The organism is Streptomyces sp. NPDC059866, assembly GCF_042731325.1.
GTDB lineage: Bacteria > Actinomycetota > Actinomycetes > Streptomycetales > Streptomycetaceae > Streptomyces > Streptomyces flavusporus.
On the sequence record NZ_JBHWJT010000029.1, the window covers coordinates 44888 to 56876 of the forward strand.

The 11989-nt window shown below is 68.4% G+C and carries 11 protein-coding genes and 1 pseudogene; 1 reads left to right on the forward strand and 11 read right to left on the reverse strand.

The annotated features are described in order from the left end of the window. Nucleotides 1-67: 67 nt before the first annotated feature. The 11 genes and pseudogenes from ACFV7R_RS35380 to meaB form a co-directional block, all read right to left on the reverse strand. Complete coding sequence (locus ACFV7R_RS35380) at nucleotides 68-832, reverse strand: SDR family NAD(P)-dependent oxidoreductase (RefSeq protein ID WP_385271055.1); 765 nt, start codon at nucleotides 830-832, stop codon at nucleotides 68-70. 197 nt (nucleotides 833-1029) lie between these two features. After that, nucleotides 1030-2256, reverse strand: a complete 1227-nt coding sequence (locus tag ACFV7R_RS35385) for an RNA-guided endonuclease InsQ/TnpB family protein (protein ID WP_385271058.1) — start codon at nucleotides 2254-2256, stop codon at nucleotides 1030-1032. A gap of 2 nt (nucleotides 2257-2258) precedes the next feature. After that, entirely contained in the window at nucleotides 2259-3293 is a 1035-nt protein-coding gene (locus tag ACFV7R_RS35390; protein ID WP_385271061.1) for an ABC transporter substrate-binding protein, read from the reverse strand. Between the two features lie 136 nt (nucleotides 3294-3429). After that, nucleotides 3430-3993, reverse strand: a complete 564-nt coding sequence (locus ACFV7R_RS35395) for a hypothetical protein (protein WP_385271064.1) — start codon at nucleotides 3991-3993, stop codon at nucleotides 3430-3432. 414 nt (nucleotides 3994-4407) lie between these two features. Next, entirely contained in the window at nucleotides 4408-5562 is a 1155-nt protein-coding gene (locus ACFV7R_RS35400) for a sulfatase-like hydrolase/transferase (RefSeq protein ID WP_385271067.1), read from the reverse strand. Beyond that, nucleotides 5492-5773 carry a sulfatase-like hydrolase/transferase gene (locus ACFV7R_RS35405; protein ID WP_385271070.1) on the reverse strand — a complete coding sequence of 94 codons (282 nt, stop codon included), beginning with the start codon at nucleotides 5771-5773 and terminating at the stop codon, nucleotides 5492-5494. The genes ACFV7R_RS35400 and ACFV7R_RS35405 overlap by 71 nt, the downstream gene beginning before the upstream one ends. A 120-nt stretch (nucleotides 5774-5893) precedes the next feature. Beyond that, nucleotides 5894-6876 (reverse strand): annotated as a pseudogene (locus tag ACFV7R_RS35410) (formylglycine-generating enzyme family protein). A gap of 11 nt (nucleotides 6877-6887) precedes the next feature. Next, a complete protein-coding gene (locus ACFV7R_RS35415; protein ID WP_385271073.1) occupies nucleotides 6888-7697 on the reverse strand; it encodes an SDR family oxidoreductase in 810 nt (269 codons plus the stop codon). 146 nt (nucleotides 7698-7843) lie between these two features. Next, nucleotides 7844-8251 (reverse strand): cobalamin B12-binding domain-containing protein, encoded by a 408-nt coding sequence (locus tag ACFV7R_RS35420; RefSeq protein ID WP_385271076.1) that lies wholly within the window; start codon nucleotides 8249-8251, stop codon nucleotides 7844-7846. Between the two features lie 47 nt (nucleotides 8252-8298). Continuing rightward, nucleotides 8299-9966: an acyl-CoA mutase large subunit family protein gene (locus tag ACFV7R_RS35425; RefSeq protein ID WP_385271079.1), complete on the reverse strand. Its 1668-nt coding sequence runs from the start codon at nucleotides 9964-9966 to the stop codon at nucleotides 8299-8301. Beyond that, nucleotides 9963-10961 carry a methylmalonyl Co-A mutase-associated GTPase MeaB gene (meaB, locus tag ACFV7R_RS35430; RefSeq protein ID WP_385271082.1) on the reverse strand — a complete coding sequence of 333 codons (999 nt, stop codon included), beginning with the start codon at nucleotides 10959-10961 and terminating at the stop codon, nucleotides 9963-9965. The genes ACFV7R_RS35425 and meaB overlap by 4 nt, the downstream gene beginning before the upstream one ends. A 194-nt stretch (nucleotides 10962-11155) precedes the next feature. On the opposite strand from meaB, the gene ACFV7R_RS35435 reads away from it, so the two are divergent. After that, complete coding sequence (locus ACFV7R_RS35435; RefSeq protein ID WP_385271085.1) at nucleotides 11156-11953, forward strand: enoyl-CoA hydratase/isomerase family protein; 798 nt, start codon at nucleotides 11156-11158, stop codon at nucleotides 11951-11953. The last annotated feature ends 36 nt before the right edge of the window (nucleotides 11954-11989 follow it).

Sequence of the window (11989 nt, forward strand, 5' to 3'; positions counted from 1 at the left end):
CGGCTCGTACACGGCAGGGGCGGGGCTTCCCTCGGAAGCCCCGCCCCTGCGCTTGCTCGGTGGCCGGTCACACCGCGGTGTGCCCCCCGTCGACGGTGATCGTAGTGCCGGTCACCCAGGAGGAGTCGTCACCGGCCAGGAACAGGGCAGCCGAGGCCACGTCCGCGGGTTCACCCGCCCGCCTGACCAGGTGCCTGGCCGCCAGCCGCTCGGTCTGTTCCTGCGGATCCTCCCCCTTCTGCTCCCAGTTGCGGGTGACCAGAGGCGTCACCACGGTGCCCGGGCAGATCGCGTTCACCCGGATCCCGTGGGGCGAGTAGTCGACGGCCATCTGACGGGTCATGGCGATCACCCCGCCCTTGGCGGCAGCGTAGGGAAAGATCCTGGCCACCCCGACCATGCCGCCGACGCTGGCGGTGTTGATGACGGAGCCGCCTCCCGTCTCCATCATGGACGCCAGGAAGAACTTCGACGTCAGCCACACTCCGGTGAGATTGACGCCGATGACCCGCTGCCAGTGCTCCTCGCTGACCTCACCCGCCGTCCCGACGCCCTCCACTCCGGCGTTGGCGAACACCACGTCCACCTTGCCATGCTCGCGGAGCACCGACTCGGCCAACTCCTTCATCTCCTCGGCGGACGAGACGTCGGCGACACGGGCACTGACTCCCGGGAGCTCCCCGGTGGCCTTCCCCAGCACCTCGGCGTCCCGGTCGACGGCCACTACGATGGCGCCCTCTTCGGAGAACCTCTCGACGGTCGCCAGACCGAGCCCGGAGGCACCCCCCGTGATGACCGCGACCTTGCCCGTGAGCCTTCCTGTACCTGACATGGTTCTCCCCTCGTACGATGCGCCAGCCGCCGCGGCGACCGGCGCACCAGGTCATCAGATGCATATGGTGGTGGTGGAGTTCTGGGACGACCGCCAGCAGGGCCCGGTCCGCGCTTATCGGCACACGTCCAGGGCGTAGTCCTTGCCGGTGTATGCCTTCTTCGCCTGACCGATCTCGTGTTGACATCCTCGCCCACCTAAAGGAGGGCGATTCCCGCCTGCCGCGCCGTTGCCTGGCATGGCTTCGGGTGGGTTCCTGCCTCACCGCGCGGCGCCGGGAGGGGTCCCGGTCTTACCCGCGCTCCACAGGCTGACACCGCCAGTCCGGCGGCCTTGGCGACGTTGACCGCCGCATTGATGTCCCGGTCGAGGACGGCCCCGCATGCTCCGCATGTCCATACGCGGATGTGGAGGGGCTTGGGGCCGTCCTTGACGCCGCAGGCCGAGCAGACCTGAGAGGTGGGCTCGAACCGGCCGATACGGGTGAGGGTGCGCCCGTATCGTGCGGCCTTGTATTCGAGCATGGCCGTGAAGGCGGACCATCCGGCGTCGTGGACGGACTTGGCCAGGCGTGTGCGGGCGAGTCCTTTGACCGCCAGGTCTTCCACCGCGATGGCTTGGTTCTCGCGGATCAGCTTGGTGGAGAGCTGGTGGTGGAACTCGCGTCGGGCGTCGGCCACCTTCGCGTGTGCGCGGGCGACCTTGAGCCGGGCCTTTCCTCGGTTGCTGGAGCCCTTCGCCTTCCGACTCAGGGCCCGCTGTGCGCGCTTGAGGCGCTTCTCAGCCCGGCGCAGGAAGCGGGGGCTGTCGATCTTGGTTCCGTCGCTCAGGACGGCGAAGTGCCCGAGGCCCAGGTCTATGCCGACCTCGGGTGTTACCTCGGGGAGGACTTCGGACGGCTCGGTCTCGACCACGAACGACGCGAAGTACCTGCCGGCCGCGTCCTTGATCACGGTCACCGTGGACGGGACGGAAGGCAGCGTGCGGGACCACTTCACCCGCATATCGCCGATCTTCGGCAGGCGCAGCTTTCCGCCCGGCATGATCTTCCATCCGGCGTTCGCGGTGAAGCGGATCGCCTGCCGGTTGTCCTTACGGCTCTTGAAGCGAGGCGGCCCCATCTTGGGACGCTTGCCCCTGAGGCTGTCGAAGAAGTTCCGGTACGCGGTGTCCAGGTCGCGAAGGGACTGCTGGAGGATCACCGAGGACACCTCGCCGAGCCATGCCCGCTCCGGGGTTTTCTTCGACGCCGTCAGCCGCTTGGACAGCTCGCCGGAGGTGACGAACGGCAGCCCGGCGGCGCGGGCGTCCTCACGGACGCGAAGCGCGTCGTTGAAGACCACCCGAGCACACCCGAACGACCTGGCCAGCGCCGAGCGCTGAGGACCGTTCGGGTACAGGCGGAACCCATACCTGAGCTGCATGATCAACACACTACCGGCGACCACCGACAACACCCCATCACAGAAGGAACGTTCGCGTAACAGTGCAGGTCAGAGCAGTCATGAGATGCGCTCCACCTCCGCCCTGAAGGGCGGAGCACTGCGCAAGATAAGAGGTAGAAGGCGAAGACCGGATCCCACAGTTCCGGGTCCACATCGACGGTCTCGGGATACGTCGCAATGGCCCGGTCCAGCGCCCTCTCCGCGACCTCCTCGTCCATCTTGGTCTCCCGGATCAGCACTTCGAGGACCTTGTCGCGGTTGGCGGGATCGCGGATGTAGTCGATGCCTTGTCTGTACAGCTTCTTGAACCGGCACAGCGGCTCCTTGTTCTTCTCCGCGTAGGCGCGGCTGGAGACCAGGATCGTCGATCCCCACTTCATCTGCGGTGGACCCGAGTCCTCGCCGATGAGGAAGGGCTGCACCGCGGTGCCGTCGTGGAGCGCCTGGGTGGAGGTGGGCTCGGTGACCAGGGCCATGTCGATCTGGCCCGAGGACAGGGCGGCCAGGGTGGCCGGACTGCTGCGTCGGGATGTAGGTCTGCTTGTCGGCATCCAGGCCGGCCTGTCGAACAGCGCCCTGGTGAGGAACTCGGCCGCCCTTCCGCGCGCCACCACCCCGATCTTGGCGCCGTCCAGGTCCTTCATCACACCTTTCCAGCCCTCGGACTTGTGCGGCAGGTCGTATCCGGAGCGCACCAACGGCTGGAACAGCTCGATCCTGTTGAATCCGGCGTAGGCGACCAGGCCTTGCCCCTTGTCGAGCAGCGGGACGACGTTCGCCGGCACCAACTGGGTGGTGCTGATCTCCTCGGAGACCAGGGCGGCCGTCACCTCTGGGCCGCTAGCGATACTGCTACACCTGATCTTGAGGCCCAGCTCCTTGTCCAGCCCGATTTCCTCACCGATCCAGCGGGGCAGGCCGGAGACGGCAGGCGCGCACCCGAAGGTGAGCTCATAGGCGCCGGATGCGTCCGCCTTGGCGGGGTCCTTTCCGTTTGTTCCGCTACCGCAGGCCACTGTGGTGAGGACAGCGCCAGCAGCGCTCCCACCAGGCCCGTGCGACTCCGCATGGTGATTCCTACCGATCGCGTCAAGAAATTGATCGCCGTTTGGGCGTTGATCGGGCGGGCCGGAATCGGCCCGCCCGGGAAGCTCATTCCAGGGCGAGCCCGAGTTCCTTGGCCTGCTCGATGAGTTCCGCGAGGGCCTCGGTGGTGCGCATGCCCGGGGTGTAGGTGACCTTGGTGATACGGCCGCTGTAGGGGTAGGGGCCCTTGTCGGTGTACAGCTCCCAGGACACGGGGGACCTGCGGTCCATGTCAACGTCGATCCCGGCGAACGGCATCAGGCCGGTGAACTGCGGGAAGGCGTCCTGGGCCATGCGCTTGCCGTCGATCTCCAGACCGACCAGCCAGGTGCCCGGCTCGGGCAGCTCCACCCGGATGGTGACGGTCGCCGGGCCGGAGGGGACCGGTATCGGGTCCAGGCGCAGCATCTCGCCGAACCAGTTCTGCTCGTAGCGCAGCATCCCGTCCTGGACGTAGAGGAGGTAGCCGGACTCCTGTCCACCGTGCGCGACCAGGACGCCCTCCGTGTCGGGCCCGAAGTCGGCCTCGACGGTGATGGTGAGGGCCGGGCCGCGATGAGTTGGCTGGAGCGGTGCCGCTCCAGGGTCGGAGTACCGGGAGGATGACGACCGGTTCCGAGTAGGAGTCACCTGCGGGTGGGCGGCGCAGATGGTTCAGCCCGGTGCCCTCGTTGACCGGATGGACCTGGTTCTGCCAGGTCGCCTCCTCCCACGCCGACTTCAGCTCCTCCAGGACCTCCGGGTGCCGCTCGGCCAGGTCCTCGGTCTGGGTGGGATCCTCCTCCACGTTGAACAGTTGCCACCTGTCCTGCGACAGGGGAACGAGGTCGTCGCGCTCAGGGCGGGAGGCGGAAGGGGCACGGGACTCTCTGCAGGTCACCGCCTCCCAGCCGTCCTTGTAGATACCACGGTTGCCGTTGCACTCGTAGTACTGCACGGTGTGTCGGGAGGGCGTCCGGGGATCGTCCAGGGTGCCGGCGAAGCTCACCCCGTTCGGTGCCTCGGAGGGCAGCCCCTGGCGCTGGTCGGGCATCTCGATACCGATCATGTCGAGCAGCGTCGATAGCACGTCCGTGACATGGAAGTATTGGCGCTCGACGATGCCGCCCGGCTCGCTGACCTTTCCGGGCCAGGACAGGACCAGCGGTACCTGGTGACCGCCCCTGAAGGTGGTGATCTTGTAGAGCCGGAACGGGGTGTTGCAGGCCATCGCCCAGCCGCGCGGGTAGTGCGGCCAAGTGGTGGGTCCGCCCACGCGGTCCTCGTCCAGCGTCTGGTAGTCGGCTTCCGTGGTCTCGCTCTCACGCTGATCGCGGAGGGCCTGCGGTGGTACTGGGTCGAGCCCTTGTCGAAGCCCTCACAGGAAGCGCCGTTGTCACTGGTGAAGATGAAGATGGTGTTCTCCCACTCCCCCATCTCCTCCAGCAGGCCCCTCAGCCGGCCCACGCTCTGGTCGATACTCTCGACCATCGCAGCGTAGACCTCCATGTAACGCGCGAACAGCTCCCGCTCCCGCGGCGAGTACGACTCCCACGGCTGGACATCCAGCCCCTCCTCGAAGTTCCGCGGCGGCAGCCGCGTGCCCTCCGGAACGATGCCCAGCTCTACTTGGGGGGCCAGTCGCCGTGCGCGCAGTTCGTCCCAGCCGATGGCGTAGCGGCCTCGCTGCCGCCTGATGTGCTCCGCCTTGACCTGCAGCGGCGCGTGAACCGCCCCGTGAGCGAAGTAGATGAAGAACGGCTTGTCCGGCTTGGCCGACTTCACCTCACGGATCATGCGCGTCGCACGGTCCGTCAGATCATCGGTGAGGTAGTAGCCCTCCGGATACCGGTCGGTGTCCACCACCGAGTTTCCCTCATACAGCCGGTGCGGGTGGTGGAGATTGGTCATGGCCTCGAGGAAGCCGTAGTACTGATCGAACCCCCGTTGCAACGGCCAGGAGGTCTTGTCACCCGCCTCATTGAGGTCCGAGTCCTTGCACAGGTGCCACTTGCCCACCATGAGCGTGCTGTAGCCGTTGGCCCGCATGACCTCGGCCATGACCGGCTGGTTCGCGGGCAACTCCGAGGTGTAACCCGGAAACCCCGGGTCGATATTGCTGACCATCCCCACGCCGACCGCATGAGAGTTACGCCCCGTCAAAAGCGCCGCCCGCGTCGGTGAACACAGCGGCGTCACATGGAAGTTGGCGTAGCGCAAGCCCCTGCCCGGCGATCGCGTCGATGTTCGGAGTCGCGATTTCGGAGCCGTAGCACCCGAGGTCGGAGTACCCCAGGTCGTCGGCGAGAACTACCACGATGTTCGGCGCACCTCTGGGCGCCTGCGGCCTCGGCGGCCGCCACGGCTCGGACCCGGCAAACGTCCGACCGATCTTTCCCTCAAAACTCACGTATGGACCTGTACCAGTCATCGACAGCCCTTCCGTCGGGGTGAGCGACTAGCGGGCACCGTAGGACGGTTGACGTAGAACGTCAATGCTGTGTGCGGCCGTTCGGAAGACGGGAATGAGGAGGGAAGCGCCCGCCCGCGATCAGGCCAGGTCGGCCGCGTCGGCGGCACAGCGGAAGCCCATATGGCCGGTCGTGCTGTCCGGAGGACTCGACGTCCGCGCGGAGACCCGGTACCGGGTGCAGTAGGAGGGGTGGCACAGGTGCGAGCCACCGCGAATGACCCGCTCGGTGCCCTTCCGCGGGCCTTTCGGATTGGTACGCGTGGCGGGGGTCGCGGGTACGTGCCAGCCGGTGCTCCACCAGTCGGCGCACCATTCCCAGACGTTGCCCGAGGTGTTGTACAGCCCGAACCCGTTCGCCCGAAACGCATTGACGGGAGCCGTGCCGGTGCAGCCGTTCGCCGCAGTGTTGTGGTCCGGGAAGTCACCGTTCCAGATGTTGCACCGGTACTCGCCGGCGGGCTCCAGTTCGCCGCCCCAGGGGAATCGGGCGCGCTCCAGGCCCCCGCGCGCGGCGCACTCCCACTCGGCCTCGGTCGGTAGCCGCTTTCCCACCCACCTCGCGTAGGCGTCTGCGGCTCGCCAGGAAACGTGTACGACGGGATGGTCCCAACGCCCGCCGACGGTCGATCCCGGGCCATCCGGTGTGCACCAGGAGGCCCCGCGCACCGGTAGCCACCACGGCGCACCGGCGACCTCGCCGGGTATGGCGTACCCCCGCGCCTCCGCGGCGACGAATCCCGCGAACACGAAAGACCAGCCGAAACGCTCTGCGTCGGTGACGTGACCGGTGTCAGCGATGAACTCGGCGAACCGAACGTTGGTCACCGCGGTGGCGTCGATCCGGAACGACCGCAGTGCGACCTCGCGCACGGGCCCTTCCCCGTCGGACGCGAACGCCTCGTCCCGGTCGTCCCCCTCAGAAACGTCCCGCCCGGGACGGTCACCATGCCCTCGCCCGGGACGGTCTCCGCCGTCCTCCCGGGTGGCCGCTCCACCGCCGGAACCCGCCGGCCGGAGCCCGCCGCCGCACCGGGCCGCTGCGGGTCACAGCATCCGCCCATGGCCACGTCCCCTACCTCCCGGGCAGCTCGTCGGTGAACTCGTACAGGCCCTTGGACAGGTGGTGGCCGCCGTCGATGGTCAGGACCTCGCCGACCACGTAGGACGCGTCGTCGGACAGGAGGTACGCCACCGCGCGTGCCGTCTCCTCGGCCCTGAGCAGCCGGCCCGCCGGTATGGCGTCGATCAGGCGCTGCCGCACCGCGGGGTCGCCCGCGAGGAAGTCCGTGCCACCCACCGGCATCCAGCCGGGCGCGACGGCGTTGACGCGGACGCCGCGGCCGGACCACTCGGCGCCCAGTGTGCGCGTCATGGCGAGGACGCCGCCCTTGGCGGACGCGTTGTGCACGATGCCGGGTGCGCCCATCCAGGCGTACGGGGTCAGGACGTTGACCACCGCTCCCCCACGTCCGGCCGCGAGCCAGCGGCGGCCCGCCTCGGAGGTGCAGTGCCACGTCCCGTTGAGCACGATCTTGATGACGGCGTCGAAGCCGTTGGGCGTCAGATCCTCCGCCTGCACCGGGAAGAGGCCGGAGGCGTTGTTCACCAGGCCGTCGACCGCGCCGAGCAGCTCCGTGGCCTCGTCGATCATCGCCGCGACGGATGCGGGGTCGCGGACGTCCGCGGTGACCGCGAAAGCCCTGCCCGGGCCGAGCTCGGCGTCGATCGCCTCGACCGTGGCGCCCAGCGTCTCCTTGGTGCGGCCGCTCACGACCACGCGGGCGCCGAGCCGGCACAGTTCGGCGGCCATGGCGGAGCCGAGCCCGCCGCCGCCTCCGGTGACAACGACGCCCTTGCCGTCCACTCCCGCCAACGCAGCCATCCTGGCCCTCCTGGTGATCGCCTCTCGCTGCTGCTCGAGGTCAGCTGTCACGTTCTGGTGTCTGCGCGGAATTCGGGGCAGGCCGCCGCACAACGGCCTGCCCCGCCCCGGACCGGCCATGCCGCACTCATGGCCGGGTGGCGCGGTCAGGCCAGCGTGGCCGTGCCCACGTTCTCCCGGATGTACTCGGCCACCACACCACCCGGCAGGCCGGGCGGGAAGCTGCGGTGCACCCCGATCTCCTTCAGCGGCTCGAAGTCGACCTCCGGGATGATGCCGCCCATGATCACCAGAACCCGGTCCATCCCGCGCTCCTTGAGCGCCGGGATGAGTTCGCGGGCGATCTGCATCTGCCCGCTGGTCATGATGCTGACCGCGACCACGTCGGCGTCCTCCTGGAGCGCCGCCTCGGCGATCTCCTCCGGGACGCCGAAGCGGAAGTAGACGACCTCCATGCCCGCGTCGCGCAGCTCCCGCGCGATCAGCTTCGAACCGCGCCCGTGGACGTCGATCTTCTTCTTGGCCAGCAGGACCTTGATGTGCTCTTCGGACACGGTCCACTACTCCTTGTGTGATGTGCGATTCGCTCCGGCGTGCGGGCTCACTCGCTGACGTACCAGCCGAACACTTCGCGCATCGGCACCATCATCTCGCCGTTCGTGACGCCCTTGCGGGCCGCCTCCACCAGTGCAGGCATCAGCGGACCCGTACCGTCCTTGAGAGCCTGGCAGGCGACCCGGACATCCTTGAGGGCGGCGTCGACGGCGGCCTGGTCGCGCTTCGCGCGGTAGACGTCCAGGCGGGCCTTGGCTTTCTCCTCGATCGACTCGTCGATGCGGAACGGCTCGTAGTTCTCCTGCTCCTTCGAGACGTAGCGGTTGACACCGACGACCGGCAGCTCGCCGCTGTTGATGAGCTTCTTCATCTCGTACGAGGCGTTGTCGATGTTCCGCTTGATCTCGCCGGTCTCGATACCCCTGCGGAAGCCGCCGGCGGCCTCGAGCTCGTCGAAGATCTTCCAGGCCTCGGCCTCCATCTCGTCGGTGAGCTTTTCGATGAAGTACGAGCCGCCGAGCGGGTCGGCGACGTCGCGCAGGCCGCTCTCCCACATGAGGATCTGCTGGGTGCGCAGCGCGGTGCGGTGCGACTCCTCGGTCGGCACCCCGACGGCCTCGTCGTACGAGCAGGTGTGGATCGACTGGACGCCGCCGAGGACCGCGGCCAGGGTCTGCAGCGTGATGCGGGCGTTGTTGTTCATCAGCTGCTGCTGGGTGAGCACGTAGCCGCTGGTGTGGACGTGCACGCGCGCGAACATGTTGGACGGCTTCTTCACACCCGCGTCCTTGCAGAGCTTGGCCCACATCCGGCGGTGCGCCCGGAACTTGGCGACCTCTTCGAAGACGTTCACCGTGCAGCCGATCTGGAAGGACAGGCGGCCGATGAAGTCATCGGGCCCCAGGCCCGCCTCAAGTCCGGCATCGATGATCGACTTGCCCCAGGACAGGCCGTACGCCAGTTCCTGGACCGGGGTCGCGCCTGCCTCGGACAGGCCGTACATGAAGATGTTGACCGGGTTCCAGTCGGGCGCGTTGTCCTTGGCCCACTTGATCAGGTCGATCATCAGGGCGTAGCCCCACTTGGGCTCCCAGGACGGGACGTCCTGGACGGCGATGCGCGGGTACCAGTTCATGGAGTTGCCGTGCATCAGCGCGGTCGGCTCGCCGCGGCGCTCGACGGCGGCGGCGAGCAGGGCCAGCGCGGGCAGGCAGTTGTCGCCGGTGATCATGGAGAAGTTGGTGGATTTCAGGTCCCAGTCGCGGACCAGCTCGTCGTAGTCGTCACCGGTGGACATGTGCACACCGCACTGGCCGATATTGCCCGCGGCCTCGGGGTGGTCGGCGTCGATGCCGTACATGCACGGGACGTCGTAGACGGTGTTGAAGACCTTGTGGCCGAAGTAGCCCTCCATCCCTTCGGCGACCATCTTCTCCATCTTCTGGCGGGTCTCCTCGATGGTCCCGTAGCCGAAGACCATCTGCTGCATCCACGGCGTCAGCGCGTAGCCGTCGGGGTGCAGGCCGCGGGTGAAGGGGTAGACGCCGGGCATCTCCTGGAGGTCGGAGTCGGCCACGTCCTCGGGGGTGTAGACCGTCTTCACGGGCAGGCCGGAGATCGTCCTGGCGGGGCGCAGCTTGTCGGCGTAGCGGGCGCGGCGGGCGGCCCATGCCTCCTTCGCGGCCTCGAACTTTGCGCTCAGCAGGGATGTCACGACTTCTCCAATCCTGGTTCCGTACCGATGCGAGGCCGGGTGGCCATCCGGCGGTGGGCGCTGAGGAGTGCCTGGACGTAGCGTTCGGCCGCTCCGTACGGGTCGGCGAGCAGCTCGTCGTCGAGGGCGGCGCCGGCAGGGGCGAGCAGCTCCTCGCGGAGCCGGTCTCCGACGAAGGCGACGAACTGGGCGTGGCGGCGGGCGCGTTCACCGGCGGCCCGCCACTGGGTCGAGCCGGTGAACTCGTAGTGCTCGTCCACGGCCGCCACCAGCTCGGCGACACCCTCGTCGCGCAGCGCTGAGGCCCGCAGGACGGGGACCTGCCACGGCTTGGTGCCGGGCGGTCCGGTCCGCTCGAAGCCCTGCGCGGCGAGCTCCTTGGCGGTCTGCTCGGCGCCGGGTGTGTCACCCTTGTTGACCACGACGACGTCGGCGATCTCGGTGATTCCGGCCTTCATCGCCTGCAGGGAGTCGCCGTAGCCCGGCACCAGGACCAGGACGACGGTGTGCGCGATCTTGGCGATGTCGAACTCGCCCTGGCCGACGCCGACGGTCTCGACGATGACGATGTCCTTGCCCATCGCGTCCAGGACGTCGACCGCGTCGTTCACGGCGGCGGCGAGCCCGCCGGAGGCGCCCCGGGAGGCGATGGACCTGATGAAGACCCCGCGGTCCCCGCTGGACGCCTCGAGCATCCGGTCCCGGTCACCGAGCAGCGCGCCGCCGCTGAACGGGCTGGACGGGTCGACGGCGATCACGCCCACGGTCCGCCCCTGGCCGCGCAGCTCGCGGATGAGCGCCGCGACGAGTGTGCTCTTGCCGGCGCCGGGCGGTCCGGTCACCCCGATGAGCTGCGCCTTCCCGCAGTGGGGCGCCAGTTCGCGCAGGGCCGCGCGCGCCTCGGCGTGCCCGTTCTCGATTCGGGTGATCAGCCGCCCCGCGTGCAGCACGCTGCCGGCGACCACGTGGGCGGCCGGGTCGGTCACAGCTTCCACGGGCAACTCCACCACGATGTTGTTTGTTTACGTTGAACGTAAGCATTGCATATCGTAGGTGAGAATGCCAGACCCACCGAAGGCGCAGCCATGACTCGTGTTCACTTACGTTGTACGTCACATAGCAATGCTTGAGGAGTACCGCCCGACACCCGCCCCCGCTCGCACACGCAGGGCTCGACCCAGGAGCGACCATGCCGAACGCAGACCTCGAGACGCTGAAGGTCACAGATTCCGGAACCCGCCTCGCCATCACGCTGAACCGGCCCGCCGAACGCAACGCCCTCACCTTCGCCGCCTGGGACGACCTCGACCACGTCATGGCCGGCGTCGAGGTCCGCGACGACCTCCGCGTCGTGACGCTCACCGGTGAAGACCCCGCCTTCTGCGCGGGGGTCGACTTCGGCGCCATCGGCGCCTCACTCGAGGTCGAGAAGGGCCGCTACCCGTCCTTCATCCGCCGCTGGGCGAACATCGTGGACCGCTTCGAGCGCGTCCCGCAGCCGAGCGTCGCCGCGATCAACGGCCCCGCCATCGGCGCGGGTCTGGAGATGGCGCTGGCCTGCGACATCCGTATCGCCAGCGACCGGGCGGTCTTCGCCATGCCGCAGATGCGCATGGGGATCGTGCCCGACGTCGGGGGCACCAGCCGGCTGGCGCGGGCGACCGGGGAGGCCTTCGCCAAGGACATGATCCTCACCTCCCGCATCGTGGACGCCGAGGAGGCGCTGCGCGCCGGCATCGTCAGCCGGCTGGTGGAGCACGACCGGCTCGCCGAGGAACTGGAGACCGTCGCCGCCGCGATCGAAGACCTCCCCTGGCCCGCGGCGTACTTCGCGGGGCTCGCCATCGACTGCGGCCCCCGCCTGGACCCCCGGCGCGCCGCCGACATCGAGGCCGTCGCCGACCAGGTGATGCTCCGTCAGGACGAGGTGTGGACGCGCATCTCCCGGTTCATGGAGGGCAAGGGCCTCCGCGGCCTGAAGCACTGAACTGCCCGGCCATCCGAAGCGCTTTACGAATTTGAC